This is a genomic window from Acidobacteriota bacterium, assembly GCA_016715115.1.
GTDB lineage: Bacteria > Acidobacteriota > Blastocatellia > Pyrinomonadales > Pyrinomonadaceae > JAFDVJ01.
Window position 1 is genome coordinate 1,207,931 of the sequence record JADKBM010000016.1, and the last position, 20,661, is coordinate 1,228,591.

Annotated in this window: 18 protein-coding genes; 8 read left to right on the plus strand and 10 right to left on the minus strand. The window is 54.9% G+C overall.

What is annotated here, in order from left to right; all coding sequences use genetic code 11:
* The first annotated feature begins 771 nt into the window (after nucleotides 1-771).
* From IPN69_23225 to IPN69_23240, 4 genes are all read left to right on the plus strand, one after another.
* Nucleotides 772-2,091 (plus strand): peptidase M14, encoded by a 1,320-nt coding sequence (locus IPN69_23225; GenBank protein MBK8813621.1) that lies wholly within the window; start codon nucleotides 772-774, stop codon nucleotides 2,089-2,091.
* Nucleotides 2,092-2,244: 153 nt separating this feature from the next.
* A complete protein-coding gene (gene recN, locus IPN69_23230) occupies nucleotides 2,245-3,915 on the plus strand; it encodes a DNA repair protein RecN (GenBank protein MBK8813622.1) in 1,671 nt (556 codons plus the stop codon).
* A 70-nt stretch (nucleotides 3,916-3,985) separates the two neighbouring features.
* Complete coding sequence (locus IPN69_23235) at nucleotides 3,986-4,993, plus strand: asparaginase (protein ID MBK8813623.1); 1,008 nt, start codon at nucleotides 3,986-3,988, stop codon at nucleotides 4,991-4,993.
* 149 nt (nucleotides 4,994-5,142) lie between these two features.
* Nucleotides 5,143-5,664, plus strand: a complete 522-nt coding sequence (locus IPN69_23240) for a hypothetical protein (GenBank protein ID MBK8813624.1) — start codon at nucleotides 5,143-5,145, stop codon at nucleotides 5,662-5,664.
* 15 nt (nucleotides 5,665-5,679) lie between these two features.
* On the opposite strand, the gene IPN69_23245 is transcribed toward IPN69_23240, so the two are convergent.
* Together IPN69_23245 and IPN69_23250 are read right to left on the minus strand one after the other, a co-directional pair.
* Nucleotides 5,680-6,492, minus strand: coding sequence for a zinc metallopeptidase (locus IPN69_23245; protein ID MBK8813625.1), 813 nt, complete (start codon nucleotides 6,490-6,492; stop codon nucleotides 5,680-5,682).
* A gap of 123 nt (nucleotides 6,493-6,615) precedes the next feature.
* Nucleotides 6,616-7,053, minus strand: coding sequence for a VOC family protein (locus IPN69_23250; protein ID MBK8813626.1), 438 nt, complete (start codon nucleotides 7,051-7,053; stop codon nucleotides 6,616-6,618).
* A gap of 49 nt (nucleotides 7,054-7,102) precedes the next feature.
* Here IPN69_23250 and IPN69_23255 point away from each other — a divergent pair, with 49 nt between their 5' ends.
* From IPN69_23255 to IPN69_23270, 4 genes are all read left to right on the plus strand, one after another.
* A complete protein-coding gene (locus tag IPN69_23255; GenBank protein ID MBK8813627.1) occupies nucleotides 7,103-7,969 on the plus strand; it encodes an alpha/beta hydrolase in 867 nt (288 codons plus the stop codon).
* Nucleotides 7,970-8,139: 170 nt separating this feature from the next.
* Complete coding sequence (locus tag IPN69_23260; protein ID MBK8813628.1) at nucleotides 8,140-8,418, plus strand: integration host factor subunit beta; 279 nt, start codon at nucleotides 8,140-8,142, stop codon at nucleotides 8,416-8,418.
* Between the two features lie 93 nt (nucleotides 8,419-8,511).
* The gene (locus IPN69_23265; GenBank protein ID MBK8813629.1) at nucleotides 8,512-9,534 is read left to right on the plus strand and encodes a site-2 protease family protein; all 1,023 of its coding nucleotides are present in this window, start codon (nucleotides 8,512-8,514) and stop codon (nucleotides 9,532-9,534) included.
* 72 nt (nucleotides 9,535-9,606) lie between these two features.
* The gene (locus IPN69_23270; GenBank protein MBK8813630.1) at nucleotides 9,607-11,922 is read left to right on the plus strand and encodes a S9 family peptidase; all 2,316 of its coding nucleotides are present in this window, start codon (nucleotides 9,607-9,609) and stop codon (nucleotides 11,920-11,922) included.
* Between the two features lie 811 nt (nucleotides 11,923-12,733).
* On the opposite strand, the gene IPN69_23275 is transcribed toward IPN69_23270, so the two are convergent.
* From IPN69_23275 to IPN69_23310, 8 genes are all read right to left on the minus strand, one after another.
* Nucleotides 12,734-13,765, minus strand: a complete 1,032-nt coding sequence (locus IPN69_23275; GenBank protein ID MBK8813631.1) for a hypothetical protein — start codon at nucleotides 13,763-13,765, stop codon at nucleotides 12,734-12,736.
* A gap of 238 nt (nucleotides 13,766-14,003) precedes the next feature.
* Nucleotides 14,004-15,008, minus strand: a complete 1,005-nt coding sequence (locus tag IPN69_23280; protein MBK8813632.1) for an RHS repeat-associated core domain-containing protein — start codon at nucleotides 15,006-15,008, stop codon at nucleotides 14,004-14,006.
* 159 nt (nucleotides 15,009-15,167) lie between these two features.
* On the minus strand, nucleotides 15,168-15,557 hold the full coding sequence (locus IPN69_23285; GenBank protein ID MBK8813633.1) for a hypothetical protein: 390 nt from the start codon (nucleotides 15,555-15,557) through the stop codon (nucleotides 15,168-15,170).
* Nucleotides 15,558-15,874: 317 nt separating this feature from the next.
* Nucleotides 15,875-17,419: a hypothetical protein gene (locus IPN69_23290; protein MBK8813634.1), complete on the minus strand. Its 1,545-nt coding sequence runs from the start codon at nucleotides 17,417-17,419 to the stop codon at nucleotides 15,875-15,877.
* Nucleotides 17,420-17,864: 445 nt separating this feature from the next.
* On the minus strand, nucleotides 17,865-18,188 hold the full coding sequence (locus IPN69_23295; protein MBK8813635.1) for a hypothetical protein: 324 nt from the start codon (nucleotides 18,186-18,188) through the stop codon (nucleotides 17,865-17,867).
* Between the two features lie 195 nt (nucleotides 18,189-18,383).
* Complete coding sequence (locus tag IPN69_23300; GenBank protein ID MBK8813636.1) at nucleotides 18,384-19,442, minus strand: hypothetical protein; 1,059 nt, start codon at nucleotides 19,440-19,442, stop codon at nucleotides 18,384-18,386.
* A 396-nt stretch (nucleotides 19,443-19,838) separates the two neighbouring features.
* Nucleotides 19,839-20,198 carry a hypothetical protein gene (locus IPN69_23305; protein ID MBK8813637.1) on the minus strand — a complete coding sequence of 120 codons (360 nt, stop codon included), beginning with the start codon at nucleotides 20,196-20,198 and terminating at the stop codon, nucleotides 19,839-19,841.
* Nucleotides 20,199-20,210: 12 nt separating this feature from the next.
* A complete protein-coding gene (locus IPN69_23310) occupies nucleotides 20,211-20,630 on the minus strand; it encodes a hypothetical protein (GenBank protein MBK8813638.1) in 420 nt (139 codons plus the stop codon).
* Nucleotides 20,631-20,661 lie beyond the last annotated feature (31 nt).

The window sequence follows — 20,661 nt, forward strand, 5'->3', positions numbered from 1 at the left end:
TCGTCACACCAGATTCCAACGACGACATCACAGCTCGATGGCGAAGTACGGCGGAATGGAGGCATTGGATTTTTGGCCGATTGCGCGGGTTTCGCGAGGCCGACATTGAGGGCCTTTTTGATAATTCCAGCGGCGACCAATTCCTCGGCCCCTTCTTTCCCTACCGCGAGATCTTCGGACGAACCGATACTCCGAACTCAGCGTTTCTTGAGATCCTTTTCTGTCTCTTTTGATCGAAACAAATCCGCTCCATCCCGCCAATCTGTGTTCTGGAGAAAACGAGATTTGCAGTCCTTGCTGCGGCTTGCCGCCCGCGTGGACAAGTGGCCCGTGCACATCCGGGCGGCAGAGCCGTATCGAGTGGCGTGAAATCGGGGAATGTGTGTCGGGATTTGCGATTGTCGATCCTTTGCGGGCGTTGCGAACTCTGCGCGGAATCTCAAGCAAAGTCCGCGGAGTTCGCAACGAATCGATAGCCGCTTGTTGACCGTTCTTTTTTCAAGGATGTTTCTTGATCGGAAGCATCTACTTGATCTCATCCCTCTTCATCCTTGGGTAAAAAAGCGATGGTTTTTCAACGCTCCTGATTGGGATTTAGGTGTCGTGCGGCCGCGGCTGCCCACCCGCTGACGCAGGCGGTACTGACTCGCTGATCGTCGGGTTGGCGCGCTGCCGCGGCCGCACGACGCGAATGGGTCGGGGCTTCTCCTTCGATTTCAGAGATGTCGGCTCGAAGTTGATAGAAAATCTCAAAGCGGGTAAATTACTCCAATGCGAAAACTTCTGCCTCTGCTCACATTCTCTCTGATCCTTCTGGCGTCCAGTGCAACGCTCGCCCAGTCGCCGGAAGAATTTGCGGAAATATGGGAAAAGAACCACGTTTCGACGATCTTGCCGTCAAATATGCGGCACAAGGACGTTTTGGATTATCTCGAGAAAATGAAAGCGCTCGGCATAAAGGTCGAGGAGATCGGCCGGAGTTTTGCGAACCGCGAGATCTATCAGATGGAATGGGGAAAGGGCCCGATGCGCATCCTGATGTGGTCGCAAATGCACGGCGATGAACCGACAGCGACCACCACGCTCTTCGATATGTTCGCCTATCTTCAGCAAAACGGAGATGCGAAATGGGTCCGGAAATTCTCCGAGACGTTCACGATCCGCGCCGTTCCGATGCTCAACCCCGACGGAGCGGAACTCTTTCAGCGCAACAACCTGCAGGGGATCGATATCAACCGCGACGCCACGAATCTCGCCACGCCTGAAGGCCGTTTGCTCAAGAAACTGCGTGATGAATGGGTGCCGAACATCGGATTCAATCTGCATAATCAGCACGCTTTGACGGCCGCCGGACCGTTTCCGAAACAGGCGGCGATCTCGCTCCTCGCCGTGCTCGGCAATAAGGAAGGCATCACCAATGCCGGTCACGAACGGAACAAACGTATAGCGTCGGCGGTTGTTCTGGCGCTGAACAAGTTCATCCGCGGACACATCGGTCGCTGGAACGAGGAGTATAACGGCCTCGCGTTCGGCGACAACTTTTCGGCTTGGGGAACGCCGGTGATCCTTGTCGAAACCGGCGCGCTCTACGGAAAGGACGAGATGTTCCTCGTCAAGATGAATTTCGTCGCGTTTCTGACCGCGCTCCAGTCAATCGCCGACCGAACCGAAGAGAACCTCAGCCCGATCAATTACGAAATGCTGCCGGTCAACACTCCCGGGCGGCTCGCTTGGTGGATCTTCCGCAACGCGTCGATTGTCAACCCGCCCGATTCGCTGAAGCCGTTCACCAGCGACATCGCCGTCAATCGTCCGCGCCGACGCGCCGAACAGCTCGCGTTAACCGTCGTTTCGAACATCGGCCGGCTGAGCAACATCACCGGGCTCGAAGAATATGACGCGTCAGAGTTTTATGTCGTCCCGCGCACCGGCAAGATCCGCATCGGCGGCCCGGGCGAACTGATGTTTTACAAGAGGTCGCGCCAGATCGACTGGAGATCGCCGAACCTCGAAACCGCGTTTCCGCCCGACGCGATCTTTACGCTGGGCGGCTGGCTGAAGGGCGAGAACGTTGTCCCGAAAAAGAAATGATGAAAATCGGAGTCCGTTCCGGACCGACTTTTGCATTTGGAACCCTAACGAACGATAATTTCACAACCAAGCGATTTTCGACCGATTTAGTGAATCCGGAGCGCTCCCGTTCCGACAATCCAAAATCCATAATCACAAATCCAAGATCGACCGATGTTGAGCCTGCTGAAAATCAAGAATGTCGCGCTGATCGACGAACTCGAACTGGAGTTCGCCGCGGGACTCAACCTGCTCACGGGCGAGACCGGTTCGGGAAAGTCGATCATCGTCGATAGTCTGAGCGCTTTGACCGGCGAGCGAATCTCGTCCGATCTGGTCAAGGAAGGCGAAACGAGCGCGCGGATAGAGGGACTGTTCAATGTCGCGGCGGACGAGCGTCTGGTGGTTGAATTTGAAGAAAGCGGAGTAGATTTCGAAACCGAACTGATCGTCCGCCGCGAACTGTCGCTGACCGGCAAAAACCGAATCTTCATCAACAATCAACTCGTCACGCAAAGCTTCCTGCGCAAGATCGGGGCGTTTCTTGTCGATATTCACGGGCAGGGCGAACAGGCGACGCTTTTCGATCCCGCAACACATCTTGAAATGCTCGATGAATTCGCCGGAGTCCGCGACCTCAAGACCGCGACCGCCGAGAGCTTTTTGCGCTTCCGCGCTGTGCGTCGCGAACTCGATAGTCTTCGGGACGACGAAGCCCACAAGCTTCAGCTCCTGGACATCCTTCGGTTTCAGGTCGATGAGATCGGATCGGCAAGGTTGACGGCCGGCGAAGACGTGACGCTCGACGAGGAAAAACGGCGTCTCAACAACGTCGAAAAGCTTTCGGGGCTCTCCGAAGAGGCGTATCTCCTGCTCTACGAAAATGAAGAAGCGACGCTGACGACGCTTGAGAAGGTCGCCCGCCGCGTCGATGAACTGGCGCGGTTCGATGCACGTTTCGCCGAGTATTCGGAAGGACTCGGAAACGCGCAGGCTGTTCTCGAAGATCTCGCGTTCACGGTTCGAGACTTTCGCGGCGCACTCGAATTTTCGCCCGAACGGCTCGCCGAGATCGACGACCGGCTCGCCGAGATCTCGCGTCTCAAACGCAAATACGGCGGCTCGGTCGAGACCGTCTTGGCGCACTTCGAGGAATCATCCGAGCGGCTTCGAAACATAGAGACCGCCGAACTGCGCGAGTCGGAGCTGAAACGCGAGCTCGCCGCCGCGCGCGACAGATACGTCGAAACCGCGGGCCGTCTACACGACAAACGGACGAAATGCGCGGCTCGGATGGCAAAGGAGATCGAAACGAATCTGAAGGCCGTTTCGCTCGAAAAAGCGCGGTTCGAGGTCCGAGTCGACGCCGACACCGACGACGATCGATCGTTTGGCGCAAAAGGATTCGACCGCGTCGAGTTCTTCTTTTCGGCAAATCCCGGTGAAAGCGTCAAGCCGATCGGCAAGGTCGCTTCGGGCGGAGAACTTTCGAGGCTGATGCTGATCCTGAACACGACGGCAAAACTCTCGGGGGAATCGAAAACAATGGTCTTTGACGAGATCGACTCGGGAATCGGCGGACGCGTCGCCGAAGCGGTCGGGCTCAAACTGAAGGAGTTGGCGCGGACGCAGCAAGTTCTGTGCGTCACGCATCAGCCGCAGGTCGCGTCGCTCGCCGATCATCACTTCGTTGTCAGCAAAGCGATAAACGGAAAAACGACGCGCGTCGGCGTTCGCGAACTCGGTCCGAATGAAAAGATCGAGGAACTGGCGCGGATGCTCGCCGGCGAAACGATCACCGAAACCGCCCGGCAGCACGCCCGGGAAATGCTCGCCGGAAGATAAACGTTCGGAGTTCCTCGCTTGGAGTTCCGCCTTCAGGCGGCGTTCTTCAATCGGCACAGCAAAACTTAAGATGAAATCTGAAATCCTTGCAACAGTCATTCGCGGCGAAACAGTCGAATCGATCCATCGCGGGCATTTGCTGATCGTCGACGGCGAGGGGCTCGAAGTTTTGTCTGCCGGCGATCCAGAAACGCTCGCGTTCATACGCTCTTCCGGAAAGCCTTTTCAGTTGATGCCGTTTTTGCTTGCCGGCGGCGCCGAAAAATTCGGCTATTCGGAACGCGCCGTCGCGCTCGCTTGCGCCTCGCATTCCGGCGAGCCGATGCACACGGAACTTGCGGCCGAAATGCTCGCCAAGGCCGGATTCGAGGATTCGGACCTGCGATGCGGAGTGCATTTGCCGTTCAATGAACGGCGCGCTGACGAAATGGTCCGTGCCGGCGAACGTCCGACGCAGCTTCACAACAACTGCTCGGGCAAGCATTCGGCGATGCTCGCGTATGCGAAACTGCTAGGCGCCGATCCGGCCGCGTACGAAGATTTCGATCATCCGATACAGATTGAAATGCTCAAGCTGATCGCAAGGTTCACTGACACGCCGGTTTCGGAGATTCCGGTTGCCGTCGACGGCTGCGCCGCGCCGAACTTTGCGTTGAGCGTGCGCGCGATGGCGACCGCGGCGCGGAAGCTGGTCTCGCCGCCTGATGATTTCGACGATGCGCTTCGCGCGGTCTGCGAACGTATTCGCGGGGCGATGATGAACTTCCCGGAACTCGTCGGCGGCACCGGTCGGCTCGACACGATGCTGATGCAGGCCGCGCCCGGACAGTTCATTTCCAAGATCGGTGCCGAGGGCGTCTGGCTTGCCGGTGTGGTGCCGTCGGAAAAATGGCCGACCGGACTCGGTATCGCGATGAAGATCGAAGACGGCGACGACAAACGCGCGCGCGCCGTGATCTCGGTCGCGGTTCTTCGATCGCTTGGGGTATTTGGCTCCGAAACGCTTTCGGAACTCTCGCCGCTTCCGATCATAAACCGTCGCGGCGACGTCGTCGGACGCGTCGAATCGGCGCTTTGAGCCACGAATTCAAGGAATTCGGTTCGACGGAAGGTGTTTTGAGAAACGCGGTTTCTTGTTCGGAAGGTCCGGCACCTTTAGCCGCTTTCAACATTGGGCGTTTAGGAAAAGAAATTAGTGAAATTCGTGCCATTCGTGGCCAAAAGAATATGCCTACCGAAAACACACCGCCAAAATTGCGGAAAACGCCGAACGGCGAAACTGATGTTAACTCGCTCGCGGATCTGCTCGAATGGTTTCTGACCTACGATCAACGGGTCGGACTTGTCCGCCATCCGCAGGTCGAAGAGTTGTTCCAATGGAAAATGGCCGACGACCGGGCAAACGGCGTCGAGGCCTATCCGTTCGAGAACGCCGAGGCGCGTTTTGCGATCGGCGCGTTCCAGGCGATCGGCGAAAACAATACCGAGGAAAAGTTGCAGGAATGGATCACCGAGGTGCTCCAGACACTCGGCGAGGTCAAGCAGACGAGCGAAGATATCGCCGGCGACTACAAACTCGACAGCGGCGCCTCACACGTCGCCGAAGCCGCAAAGATCCCGACGGCGAGCGAGCGACGGCTGTATTTGACGAGCAGTTGGCTCGAAGCGCTCTGCACCGCTGAGGTCAGGTTCTTGGGTTGGGTTTTTCAGGAATTGTACGGAAAGCCGTTTCAGCCTCTGGCCGCCTGAAGGCGGAACTCCGAACTATCGAAAAGTATTGCATTGACGCATATCGCCGGACTTGACACCTTTGGCGAACCAATCGATGCGTTGGCGCGACGAACCGTGGGTGAACGACTCCGGAACGACGTAACCCTGCGTCCGTTTCTGAATCGTGTCATCGCCGACCGCGGCCGCGGCACGAATCGCTTCCTCGTAATCGCCGGCTTCGACCAGTCCTTGCTTGTTCGCATAATACGCCCAAACACCGGCGTAGCAATCGGCCTGGAGTTCGAGCGCAACCGAAAGTTCCTGCCGACCATTTGTCCGATCCATCGTTCCGAGAAGATTCTGCACGTGGTGCCCGACTTCGTGAGCGATCACATACGCCTGCGCGAAATCGCCCGGCGCCTTGAATTCGCGTTTCAGTTCGTTGAAAAACGCAAAATCAAGATAGAGTTTCTGATCGCCCGGACAGTAAAAAGGACCCATCGCCGCGCTCGCATATCCGCACGCCGACGACGTCTGACCGGAAAAAAGCACGAGCTTCGGATCGCGATACGGCCGCCCGGCTTGCTGCGGCAGGACCTTTCGCCAGACATCTTCGGTGCTGCCCAAAACCGAGGCCGCGAACTTCCGCTGATCGTCTTCGCGCTGCGGATTCTGCGGCTGGGACTGCGGTGCCTGCACCTCCGTCTGCTGCGGAATATTCTCGATCAGCTGCCGCGGATCGACGCCGCAAACGACCGCCAGGATGATCAGGACAATGATCCCCAAACCACCGCCGCCGAACGCGATTCCGCGACCGCCGACTCCGCGCTGATCCTCAATGTTCGTACTTTCTCTGCCTCGTAACATCTCGCTTTTCCTTGGGGGTTATGTTATTTGCTTGGATTCTAACATAGATCGCGGCTCGGAAATGAACGCGATCGTTCACAATTCGCCGGTGCGGACGCAAACCGAAGATCATCGGGTTAGAGGCTAAGTCAATTTCGCTTTTATCAGGTCGTGATCGTACGAGGTGATCTCGATCGGATTCTGATCCGGATCGTTGAAGTAGATCGAGAATGAAGAATCGTGATCGACCACGTCCTTCGGCGAGATGTCGACCTGGTAATCGTTCTTCAACTTCAATTCCGCAAGCCGATTGAGAAATGCGACGAAATCATCGCCGGAAACGCGATACGCGATCGTGGACCGATTTTTCACGTTGTACCGTCGGTCGAACAACGCCACGGACGTCTTTCCGCCATCGCTCGAGATCGTCAAAGGGCCGCCGGCGACCGCCCAGTCTTCGTGTTCTTTGACGATCTCCATTCCCAAAACACGTTTGTACCATTCCGCCGCCTGGTAGCGTTCGGAAACATAAAGATGAATATGATCGATCTGATCGACCTTGAAATGATTCTTTTCTTCCACCTTTTTAACGTATCATAGTCTCGACAACATCAGGCAAAGGCGGACGTAAATGGATCCTCAGGAATGGAAAGAAACAGGCGGCTTTTTGAGTATTGACGACCTGCGCGTCTATTTTCGACGGTCGGACACGAGCGACACCGCAACGCTCTGTCTGCACGGCTTTCCGATGTCTTCATACGATTACCACAAGATCTGGCCGGCATTGGCCGAGCGGTTCCCGCTGCTCGCGTTCGATATGATCGGTTACGGGTTTTCTTCGAAGCCGCTCGATTTTGATTACACGACGTTCCGTCAGGTCGATATTCTCGAAAAGGTGGTCGAACGGGCGGGAGTCAAACGCGTTCATATTCTGGCGCACGACTACGGCAACACGATCACACAGGAACTGCTCGCGCGTCGCAACGGAGGACGATTGAGATTCACGATCGATTCGATCTGCTTTCTCAACGGCGCGCTTTTTCCGGAAACTCACCGGCCGATCCTCGCACAGAAGATCCTCATCAGCCGGGTCGGGTTCCTGTTCGCCAAACTTCTGACGGACCGCCGGTTCAAATCGAGCCTCGCGTCGGTCTTCGGACCCGACACCCAGCCGACCGACGCCGAGCTCGACGATTATCTTGAGATCTTCAAATCGGGCGGCGGAAAACGCGTCGCCCATCTTCTGATCCGCTATATGGCCGAACGCGCCCGGTTCCGCTCGCGTTGGGTCGAACCCTTGACCGATATCGGCGTGCCGTTCAGGTTCATCAACGGCCTTGCCGACCCTGTGTCCGGACGACATCTGGTTGCGCGGTTTCGCGAGGTCGTGCCGCACGAAACCGACATCATCCAACTTGAGAACATTGGGCATTTTCCGCATCTTGAAACACCGGAAAAGGTGGTCAGGGCTTACATCGATTTTCGAGATTCCGCCTGATCCTGTTTCTTTTTTCCGAAAAAACCCTCGAATCCTCGTAAAATCCCAATTTATTAGATTTAGCGTCTGTCCCGCGCGAAAAAATCATTGACAGAAACCGGTTCCGGATTTATTATCGAGGAAATCAATAAGACCAGCCCTCGCAACATTTTCGAGAAAAGGAGGCGATTATGATCAAACTTGACATTGTCAATTGCGTAGCCGACAAAACCGGTGTCCCCAAACAAAAGGCCGAACAGGTCGTCGATTCGCTTTTCAACGCGATGAAGGATGCCCTGGCTGAAGGTAAGCGCATTGAGCTTCGAGGTTTCGGGGTGTTCGTTGTCAAGGCTCGCAAACGCGGCGTTGGTCGTAATCCCCGAACCGGAAAAGAGGTTCCGATCCCGTCCGGAAAAACGATCCGCTTCAAACCCGGGAAAGAACTTCAGGCGAAAGCCGTTAAGGAATAGCCGCGGCGCACAATTTTTTTCGCTTTGCTCTGTGAGTCGTAAGTCGCAAGATGCTAAGATTTCGTTTGCGATTTACGATTTTCGCTTTTTCAGATGCCCGATTTTGACCTCGCCGAATTTCAGTACCAGCGTCGCTCGATGCGGCCGACCCGCCGGGCATACATCAAACACAGCGCGTTTTTTATAATCACTTTTTGCACGGTGCTCGTCGCGAGCGTCCTTCAGCCGTTCGGGATCCTGCCGGTCTTCGCCAACGTCGATCCAAACGTTTCGACGACCGATTTCTTGCTCAACTTCCCTGTTTACTACGCCATAATGATCGTCGACACGATCTGGTTGCTGTTTACGGAACCGGTCGTTCTCGCCTACGGGCTAAAGTTTACCTTCTCGCTGTTGTTCATTCTCACTTCGCACGAGTTCGGACATTATATCGCCTGCCGGATCTATGGCGTCGATGCGACGCTGCCGTTCTTCATTCCGACACCGCCGCTGATCGGGCCGGCCGGCACGTTCGGCGCTTTCATCAAGATCCTGTCGCCGCTGCCTTCGAGACGCGCGACGTTCGATATCGGCGTCGCCGGACCGATCGCCGGTTTCGTCGCGCTGATCCCGATCGCGATCGCGGCGTTCGTGACGTTTGAGCAAGTCGGCGTCGAAGTACCGGCGAGTCTTCCCGAAGGAACGCTCGTCTTTGCCGACCCGTTGCTGTTTCATTTTTTCGCCTCGGTCTTCGACATCAACTTCGCGATCCCGATGTTGCCCAATCCTTTTTACTCGGCAGCCTGGCTTGGACTGCTGGTGACGGCGCTCAATCTGATACCTTCGGGCCAACTGGACGGCGGTCACGCGATCTATGGGGTTTTCGGCGAACGCTTTCATTTCTGGACCGGACGCGTCGCGTTTTTGACGATGATCGCGTTTGCCGCGGCCGGACTTTACTATTTCAACAGTCCGAGCGGCATTCTTTTCGCCGTTCTGCTCGGCGTGATGCTGAAGATAAAGCACCCGGCCCCGCTCGACGACAGACCGCTCGACCGCACACGCATTCTGGTCGCCGTCATCACGCTTCTGATCTTCATTTTGAGTTTCACGCCGTTCCCGATACAGATCAGGTGACTTCACAGAACCAAATGCGGCCGGCTATCGTAGAAGCATATTGCAATTCTTAACCAATCCAAGGAGAAATAAATGTTCAAGTACCTGTTCTGCTTTGCTTTGTTGCTTGGTACGGCCGCGACGGCGACGGCCCAGCAGCCGGCGATTCTCGACCGCGAACTGTTTTTCGGAGACCCCGAGATCAGCGGTTCGCAGCTTTCGCCCGACGGCAAGTTCATTTCGTTCATCAAACCGCTGAACGGCGTCCGCAATGTCTTCGTCAAGGGGATCAGCGAACCCTTTGCCGCTGCGCGCCCGGTGACTGGCGAGACGAAACGCCCGATCCCATCATATTTCTGGAGCCAGGACGGCAAGTTCATTTTGTACGTCAAGGATAACGACGGCGACGAGAATTTCAACGTTTACGCGCTAAATCCGGCGGACGCCAAACCGGTTTCGCGCAATATCACGGCCGGCGAGAACATCCGCGCGTTCATTCAGGGCGTGCCGCGATCGGAGCCCGACTCGATCTATGTCGGCCTCAACGACCGCGATCCGGCGTGGCACGATCTGTACAAGATCTCGATCTCGACCGGCGCGAAAACGCTCATTCGCAAGAACACCGACCGCGTTCAGGGATTTATTTTCGACAACGCCGACAAACTTCGCCTCGCCGTGCGATCGGCGGAGAACGGCGATACCGAGATCCTCCGCCTCGACGCCGACGGCACTTCGACGAAGATCTATTCCTGCAACTGGAGCGAATCGTGCACTCCTTTGCGTTTTCACAAAGACAACAAGCGTGTTTATATGGACACGAACAAGGGCGAACGCGATCTCACGCAGCTCGCGCTTTTCGATCCGGCGACGATGAAGGAAGAACTCGTCGAACAGGACCCGTTGGCGCGGGTCGATTTTGGCGGCGCGGCGTTTTCCGAGATCACCAACGAGCTTGTTTCGACGAGCTATGAAGACGATAAACCGCGAGTTTATTTCAAGGACAAGAACTTCGAGAAGGATTTCAACAAGATCAAAAAGAATCTAGGCCCGAACCGCGAGCTGAACTTCCAGTCGGCAACGAAAGACGAGCAGAAATGGATCGTGGTTTCGTACAGCGACACCGATCCCGGAACCGTTTGGCTTTACGACCGCAAGTCGGGAAATCTCTCGACGCTTTATCAGGTTCGCGAGAAGATTCCGCGCGAGGCGATGTCGGAGATGAAGGCGATCCGCTACAATTCGTCGGACGGATTGGAAATTCCCGCATTCTTGACGCTGCCCAAAGGGCTCGAAGCGAAAAATCTGCCGCTCATCGTGTTTCCGCACGGCGGCCCTTGGGCGCGCGACACCTGGGGCTTTGACGGCTACGCGCAGCTTCTTGCGAATCGCGGCTACGCGGTTCTGCAGCCGAACTTTCGCGCCTCGACCGGCTATGGCAAGAAGTTTCTCAACGCCGGCAACAAGCAGTGGGGCGATCTGATGCAGGACGACATCACGTGGGGCGTCAAGCATCTTGTTTCACAGGGAATCGCCGATGCGAAACGCGTCGGGATTATGGGCGGAAGCTATGGCGGGTACGCGACCCTTGCGGGCGTCACCTACACGCCCGACACGTATGCGGCCGCGGTCGCGATCGTCGCCCCGTCGAATCTGAACACGCTGCTCGGCTCGATCCCGCCTTACTGGGAACCGATCCGAAAGATGTTCTACGAACGAATGGGCGATCCGAACACGCCCGAGGGCAAGGCCCGACTCGAACGGCAATCGCCGCTGAACCACGTCGAAAAGATCAAGACGCCGCTGATGGTCGTCCAGGGCGCCAACGATCCGCGCGTGAAGAAGACCGAGGCGGACCAGATCATCGTCGCGCTTCGCGAACGCAAGTATCCGGTCGAATATATTCTCGCGCCGGACGAGGGCCACGGATTTCAGCGCCCGGTCAACAATATGGCGATGCTGATCTCGGTCGAAAGATTCCTTGCCAAGCACCTCGGCGGGCGATTTCAGGAAGGCGGGAGCGCGGAGACCGTGCAGCGTCTGAAGGAGATCACGGTCGATATCAATTCGGTGACGATGCCGGTCAAGATGGATCCGAACGCAAAGGCGGCAGTCGATGTCACCGGAAACTGGACGATGTTCGCCGACGCTCCGGGCCAAACCGTCGAACTCGCGATGGAACTGAAACAGACGGGAAGCGATTTCAACGGCACGCTGAGTTCGATGCTCGGCGGAGGAACCGTCGAAAACGGCAAGGTCAGCGGAAACAATGTCGAGGGCCTGGCGAAAGTCAGCGTCCAGGGGCAGCTTGTCGATATCAAGATGTCGGGAACGGTCGAAGGCGACACGATGAAAGGCACGCTCGACAGCCCGTTCGGAATGATCCCGTTTACTGCGTCACGGAAGAAGTAGCGCCGGCTTTTTGCCCGCGAAACAAGGAGCCTGTCGGAAAAAGCCGTTTGAGAACTGAATTTTTCTTCAAGCGTGCGGAGCACGCGAACTTGCGATAGCACCACGTGAAGCGGAGCGAAACGTGGTGGCCCGTCGCCCCGACTTCCGAAGCGTGTGTAACACGCGTAACTCTCGCGGGTACAACAGTTCCGCGTGTTGCACACGCTCGTTGAAGTCGTTCGTGGTTGACACCACGTTCCGCTTCACGTGGTGCTTTCGTACGTACGTGCGTGTGCTCCGCACACTGAATCGATTTTCCCGACAGGCTCCAAGCGAGAAAAAACGCGAAAAGGGAGAATTTCCCAATTCGCGTTTTTTCGCGTGATTCGCGGGCAAAGCTTCTTATCCGACCTCCGGAAGCAATCCTCTAATCTGTCTTCCGCATTGGGACACCCAACAACGCTCTGGTATCTCACCGGGAAGACAATTCTCTCGATTCGAATGGGCCCGCGGTTTTTTGTCTTATGGTTGCGGGCCGGCAAATGCCGGACCGGGAGTGCCTCGTACGCTTCGTCACGGATTGTCCGGCAAAGAACATTGACTCAATAAGCTACCGCCGCCGAACTCATTCTTTGGGTGTCCCGCGCCGAATTTCGCATTGTTTTCTGACAGTATTTTACCCGGACAATCAACGTTTATGTTCTAGCGGATTAAGAGTGCGAAAAACAGGAAAAAGTAGCGGCGGACGTTTACCCGCGCATTACGCAAAAAAAAGCGAAAAGGCAGAATTTCCCATTTCGCGTTTTTTCGCGTGATTCGCGGGCAAAGCTTCTTATCCGACCTCGGGAAGCAGTCCTTTGACTTCCCTTACTATCTTTTGAACGTCTTCGTGGTCTTCCAGCGCGATCATAAAGAAGTCGTAACTCGTCTTGAAACAAACCGTTCCGTTGCCGAAGAACCAGACGCCTTCGAGGATCGGGTTGCCGCCGATGAGCCAATCGAGCGGCGCGCCGGTGATCGTTTTCGGATTCAGAATGTTGGTCATCATTACCGCGCCTGACGCGAACGAGAAGGCTCCGAGGAGCGGTGCGCCGACCGATTTGACGATCGAACGCTCGAAGCGGATCTTCTCGGCCTCGGCCTCGGATAACTCGCCGTTGTCGATCAACAGCTGCTGCGTGTTGAGATATTCGTTGAACTGTTCGCCGAGTTTCTTGACGGCCCACGTCGGGATTGCCGAATTGAACAACCAGTGCGAGCTGATCCCGGTGAAAACGACGCCGAGTCCGGCCCCGACCGCGACCGAAACGCCCGTGGTCGCCGCCTGCAGCGGTTTCTCCGATATCCAATCGGCGGTTTGCTGAAGCGTTTTCCAAGCCGAATCGAAGGTTCGTGACCAACTAGCGCCGACGTTGAAGGCACGCGACGCGGATTCGGCGGTCTTGTTGACCGTTTTGTAGGTTTCGCCGATCACATCGCCGGCCTTTTCTCCCGCATAGCTCACGGCCTCGCCGGCCTTTTTCCCCGCTTCCTTGACCGCGTCGGCAGCTTTTCCGCCGGCGTCTTCGGCCGCGTCGCGAAGGGGTTCGCTCGCTTCATAGACCTTTTTCGCGGCATCGCCGGCCGTTTTGTACGCGGATTCAGCGACGTTCACGGCCTGTTTGCCGACATCCGATTTTTCGGCCTCGGCCTTGATCTTCTGCGCGCCGTCTTTCAGAGCCTCCGCGCCTTTCTGCGCGGTGTCCGAGACGATCTTTGCGCCCTCGCCGATCTTGTCGGTCAGGCCGATCTGCTTGTCGATCTCTTCAAACCGCTCCTTCGCTTCCTTCTGCCAACGTTCAAATCTTTCTTTGTAGTCCGTCATATTCGTGATCCTCGAGAGTTACTCCGCAGGAAATTACGCTTCCGGCGCGGATTTTGTTCGATTTGATGCGAATCCTTGCCCGGAATTTGTATGATTGCACCATTGCGGGAAACATTCAACAGAATTCACTTCGTTGCTGATGCCAAACGTCAACCTGGATTCTTAGCGACACTCCAAAATGCCGGAAATTCTCAAATGAACGCCCTGTTATTGCTGCAAAAATAATTCTTGGCCCGACTCAGGGGCGAAGATCAGTCGATTGGTTGTAAACCGCACAATCTGGCATCGTCAATCCGATTGCAGAAAGACTCCGAACGGCCCGATTGCGCACAAACCGTTTTGGAACGAGGTTTGGGTCGGTGAATAGTGATATTCCGAATCCCGGCTTTAACAACCCTGTGGCGGGATCAATCCGAAAGTCGCGTTCCGTAACATCCGCAACGCCTCTAAAATAGCGATTTCTGCGGTCTTCTGGTTCGGTGCAGTCTGGGATACCTCGATCACACTCATCACCACCCACGGTTTGCGATGGACTCACGAGTTCGTTCACGACCAGACCGATCGCGAAGGTAACCGCCCCAACGCGTACCGATCTGGAGGCATTTTGTGAAAATCGCGTGGCGGGCGATGAACGTGGTGCGGAAAATTCGCCGGGCGGTCTGCGTGCAAGTGGTCCGCTTCGCGGCGAGTTGAACGGCGAATTTGGGATCGTTCGCGGCGTTGTTGTCGTTGGATTTGTGGTGGCTGCTTGTGCCACTCCTGTCGTTTGATTTGACGAGGATGCTTCGGCCTGCGAGCAAGGTCCGGCGAAACAATACGTGTAGACGCCATCAGGACCGTAGCGCCCAGGAATCTCGTTGCCGTTCTCGTCTGTCATGCATGGTTCTTCCTCTGGTGGGCACAAACCGCTTGGATCTATCAGTTTTGTTGGGCGATTCCCAACATAAGCAAACCGATTGAACGTCTGCGGATTCGCTGATTTGCCGCTTGCTAAGAGCGGATCGACGGCGGTGAAGCGGCCGTGGCGGTTTTCATACATTCTGGCTTCGGCGAAGTCGAGGCCGGTTTCTTCGTCGCGTTGGTAGGTGGTGAATTTCTGGCGGAGGTTGTCGGCGGCGCCGTATTTTGCTGTGATTGTACGTTCGCCCGTGTTGCTCGATATCTCTTCGCCGAAGGGTTTGAAATCGCGGCGCGCGATGACGTTGCCTTCGCTGTCCGTGATCACTCTTGGCGAGCCAAGCATATCCGTCGCGGTGTATCGAGTCGTCGGATTCGTCGGAGGCGCGGCGGTCGTGTATTCGGCGACGAGCTTTCCGGCCGAATAGACGAAAACGGCCCTTCGATTTTGGATCTTCGATTGCCGATTTTGGATTTAATCGAAGTATCCGGCAGTTGAGAATCTTCATCCCGACGACAATCCAAAATCGGCAATCCCAAATCCAAAATCGGACGGCTTGTTCTCGCCGTTGAATACGAACGATCTGCCTTCGGCGTCAGAGATCAGATTTCCGTTTTTATCGTAAAGATAGCCCTGATTCGGATTGAACCGGTTCGTAGCCGGATCGATCGACGGGAAGGTCTTGTTGTCGAGCGCAAGCTGCGTCGTTCCGGTAAACTTCGAGAACGCCGTTCTGTTCCCGAAACGGTCATACGAAAACGTCTCTTTCCAGTTCTGCGAAGCGTTCGTCGCCGGACCGTTCGTCTCACGCGCTTCAGTGATTCGGTAATGCGAATCGTACCGATAGGTCTGTACGAACGGCTCAGTCAAACCGGCGAACGAAACTGTCTGCATCGCGAGGTTCCGGGTATTCTTCGCAGCATCGACCGTGCACCTTCTTCGCTCGGAAAAGTCATGCGAGATACGTTCGATGCGACAAACCCCTCCGTTCGCGGGTTGCCGAGATCCGTCCGATCAATTCCTGCTCTATCTAGCCAAAGCCAGAGAAGAAATCTACGATCCATTCCGCCACCTTTTTGATACCTTTGAGAAACCGGTTCGTCGGTCGAAGTATCCGGTTTGCAAACGTATAAAGAAGTAGACAAATGGCAATTGACGCGATAACTACAATCAGTACGTACATCTCGATAATCATGCTTGTTTGTGAATTCTCATGGTGCTATCGTTTCCGTTTCCTCAAACAATTCAGTAACCGATGCAAAACGACCAATGCGATGTCTCCAGAATTCAACCGGCCCAGGTTCATCGGGATCGTCGAACTGCTCGCCTAATGGCGCGAGGGCCCAAAGGTTCTTCCACCGAGCGTTTCCCCAACGTTCTCTCCTTGACTGCGTCAAAAGCCTCTGGGACTTTTGTTGAGCCTTGGTTGCGCCTTTAAGATTCCAAAGCCCGTAAGCAGCAATCGGATATGTTAATGCGTCTTCAGGCGTCGGCCCTCCGGCCGCAGTCGTTACAACCGCGGGAAATACCCGATTGAATCCGCTTGCATAAAGACGACCGGCGTTCGCCGCACTAGCAGTCCCTGCCAACCACTTGGTCGGGTTGATCGGAAGACGATTTAACCTATCACGAATCATCTTGAACGGATAAGTGATCTCATCTTCCATTCTTTGTTGTATCTCAGACGGTAGACCCTGAAACAGCATGCTTCCGCCGGTACTTGAAACCGGATCCACCAAAATCGCTTGTTCGTCCCGCACCTCGAATCGTCCAGTGCTTCCCAATACAACCATCGTCCCGATCATCGCCTTGTATTCTTCATCGACAGTGTTTAAAGGCCCTTCGTCTGTATCATGGACCGCCTCCAAAATGAAAGGTTCGACCGCTTCCGGATTTTCGACAATTGTGAAACCGGCATCGTAAAGATCATTGCCCTCCTTGAATCGTGATTCCCACATTGAACCATAGGAATTGCCTTTTGCAACCCATATACAGCGTTCGTCGCCGCGTCGGTCAATGTTCTCGCAGGCTAGGCCGAACGGGTCAATAAGGTTTATCGGATCATTTTGAACATAAACAAACCGATTAAACGTCTGCGGATTTGCTGATTTGCCGCTGGCAAGCAAAGGATCGACGGCGGTGAAGCGGCCGTGGCGGTTTTCGTACATTCGGGCTTCGGCGAAGTCGAGGCCGGTTTCGGTGTCCTTTTGGTAGCCGGTGAATTTCTGGCGGACGCTGTCGTTTGTCGGTTGGTAGGCGGCGACGGAGGCTCGGGCGCCGATGTCGGGGGTGATCTCTTCGCCGAACGGGAGAAAGTCGCGGCGGGAGATGACGTTGCCTTCGCTGTCCGTGATGACCCGCGGCGTGCCTAGATGGTCTTCGGTCAGATACCGCGTCGTTCTGTTCGGAACCGGAACCTGCGTGTTAGAGTATTCCGCAACAAGCTCTCCGGCCGAATAGACAAAGATCGTGGTTTCCGACGCGCCTTCGGAGTTCCACGTGATTTTCTTGACACGTTTTCCCTCGCCGTCATAAAAATACCGCCCGATCGTCTGGCCTGCGGCATTCTTCACCTCATACTGCTTGTTCTCGCCGTTTCGACTTACTTGCTCGCACGTTAACCCCGACGGATCAAGCAAATTGGTCGGATCATTTTGGACATAAAGAAAACGATTAAATGACTGAGGGTTACGCATCGTTCCAGAAACAAGGAGCGGATCGACGGCGGTGAATCTGCCGTGGCGGTTTTCGTACATCCGCGCTTCGGCGAAGTCGAGGCCGGTTTCTTCGTCTCGTTGATACGTGGTGAATTTCTGGCGGAGGTTGTCGGCGGCGCCGTATTTTGCTGTGATTGTACGTTCGCCCGTGTTGCTCGATATCTCTTCGCCGAACGATTCTAAATTCTATGGCCGCGTTCAATTCTACTTTCGATCCGACGGGAATTTATGCGTTAGCCCTTACCTTACGTTTTCATCGCTTTCAAGCATCGCTCTTGAAGGCCCGCCGTAGTCGCGGCGGAGAGCAAGGGCGCCGGGGATCTTTCGGTGATACTTGGTGTTTGAGCAGTTTGTAAACCCAATTACTCCGGAATCGTGACCATACCGTCATTTCGCAAAATTTAATCGCCAAAACGCCTCACTTTTTCAGTAACTTGGAAATCGAATTCGCAAGTGCGATCTGGTTTGCGATATCCATCTATATCTATTCGGCAACCCCAGAGCTATTGGAGTTCGCAAGGACATGCGGATCAAAACTGGCGCGAATAACCCCGGTTTGGTCGACATAGAGCGATAATTGCTCGCCCGAATCACTTCTCACCGGATTTTCCTCGGGTGCGACAGTGAGCCGGTAATTGCTTCCTTCACAGACGAGATCATATCGATAGCCGAACTCCTTACCGTCGGCAAATTTGGTCTCGATAAGCCGCGTTGCCACGAGTTGGTCGAGTGAGCCACAATTGCCGTTTCCATGATTCCGGCTGAACTCCTTTTCAGCATCGCGAAAACGAGAAACAGAGACGATCAACCTGTCAACTCTGACCCGATCACTAACGTTTTGCCAAACGTCGCAACCTGAAAAAAGAAACGCCAACGAAAATGCTCTAATCAAATAACTCTTACACAAACTCATAACAGCTTACCTAAGGTTGCTGAGTGCAATATCTTTGGAACCAAGCGCGAGTGAAAACCTCGCGGAACTTAGTGTTGCTTCCGATATTTCTCACTGCGGCCCGCTCCCCGGGATCTGAGTAGGGAAGTGCATATGTACTTCTCCGTCCATAAAAGAGATTTGAGGTAGACCAGACACTCTTGCCAATGACATACTGTAGATCAGCCGCAGGCCGTTGAAAAATCGCGATCGATCCATAAGTTCAGGTCGCTGCGACGCGAGATCCATCCACCAGTCCTGATCAATCCGTCCACCTTTTCCGTCTGGCAGATCGCCGGTGACTCTATTATCGAGCCCCAGTCGTCTTTGAGTGCCGAATGTAACAGAGTACTTTCTCGCTGCACCGTAGGTCCCATTCCTGGACTCTTCGGTTACAAGATCGATTATACCTCCGCACTGCTCGTTTTGCGGAAAATTCAGGTTAATTCCCTTTCGCGGAGTGAACGAACTCGGAAGGAACGTCGGAGAAAGGCCGCCTCGAGCGATTCCAAAGCTACCGAACACCCCCGCGACCGGCGTCTGACCTTGAATTGCAGCGTCGTATTGCTCCTGAGTTAGAGTTTCGTTCACCCCTTTTTTCAGATACACGACACCTAGATTGTCGCCGCTATCGTAATCCTGTGCAGCCTCAATTTTGAAATACTCGCTGTCCCCAAAATCGACGAGCGTATAGCCCTCTTCCTCATTTGGTGTTTCATCTTTATACTCGTACAATTTCGATTTCTCATTTTTGCTTTTCGGGTGTTGTTTTACATACCAATCGCCGAATAGACCTGTCGGATCTACACAACTCGACTGCGAATTCAAACAATAAACAAACCGATTAAATGTCTGCGGATTCGCTGATTTACCGGACCCTAGCAGAGGATCGACGGCCGTGAATCTGCCGTGGCGGTTTTCGTACATCCGCGCTTCGGCAAAATCGAGGCCGGTTTCTTCGTCGCGCTGGTAGGTGGTGAATTTCTGGCGGAGGTTGTCGGCGGCGCCGTATTTTGCGGTGATTGTACGTTCGCCCGTGTTGCTGGATATCTCTTCGCCGAACGGTTTGAAATCACGGCGCGCGATGACGTTGCCTTCGCTGTCCGTGATCACTCTTGGCGATCCCAACATATCCGTTGCCGTGTAACGCGTCGTCGGATTCTGAGGCGGCGCGGCGGTCGTGTATTCGGCGACGAGTTTTCCGGCCGAATAGACGAATACGGTCGTGTCCTGAAGCGCCCCGTTGGCGTCGTACGTCCGCTTTCTGACCCTCTGGCCCTCGCCGTTGTAGTCATATTCGCCGACGAGCTTTCCGTCTTGATGATCTTCGCCTGCTTGTTCTCGCCGTTGAAAACAAGCGATCTGCCTTCGGCGTCCGAAATCAAATTGCCATTTTTGTCGTAGCCGTAGCCCTGATTCGGATTGAACCGGTTTGTATTCGGATCAATCGACGGAAAGGTCTTGTTGTCGAGCGCAAGCTGGGTCGTCCCGGTGAACTTGGTAAACGTCGTTCTGTTCCCGAACCGGTCATATGAAAACGTCTCTTTCCAGTTCTGCGACGCATTCGTGGTCGGACCGTTCGTCTGGCGCTTCGGTAATCCGATAAAGCGAATCGTATCGATAGGTCTGAACGAACGGCTCCGTCAGTCCGGCGAACGAGACGGTTTGCATCGCGATGTTGCCGGTATTTTTCGACGCATCGACCGTACGGCCGTCAGCATTCAGTTCTCCGTAATGATAAGTGAGCTTCCAGAGACTCGCGACCGTGACGCCCGCTCCGAGGTTGAGTTCCGACACCTGAAGCCGCTCATTGAATTTCGCCCATTCCCACCGATTGTTTCCGAGTTTGAGGCGTTCGATCTTGCCGTCATGGCAGAACTTCGACAATCGACTTGGGTCCTAAGCCATCTCGGTCTCGAAAGAATCCTTACCGAAACCCTCGCAGATGAACTCATACGATGGACCATCATCAAAGCAGATCGCGAGATGAGATAAACCACGGTGATCCTCGCCGGAATCAACAATATTCGCCCGGAGGATCTGTAACCACTCCGTTTCTCCTAAGTCAACGACCTTGCCGTAGGCCGTTGTAAAAAGCCGAAGATCCGATGCAACGAAGTAAACAACCTTCATTGCCCATACACGCTTGAAAACCAAGTTCAACTGCACGACCGTTTCGTTGATTTCATGCTCGTAAGAACAAATCAACAGATGATCCCTTCGTGATCCGATTTTCAGTTCCGGCGAGTTGATACCGGCAACCGGAATAGGCATCTCGAAAAGTATTTTTGAAATTGAAAGTGGAATTATCTGTTTCATATCTACCAATCAATTATACTCTTCCATGGGT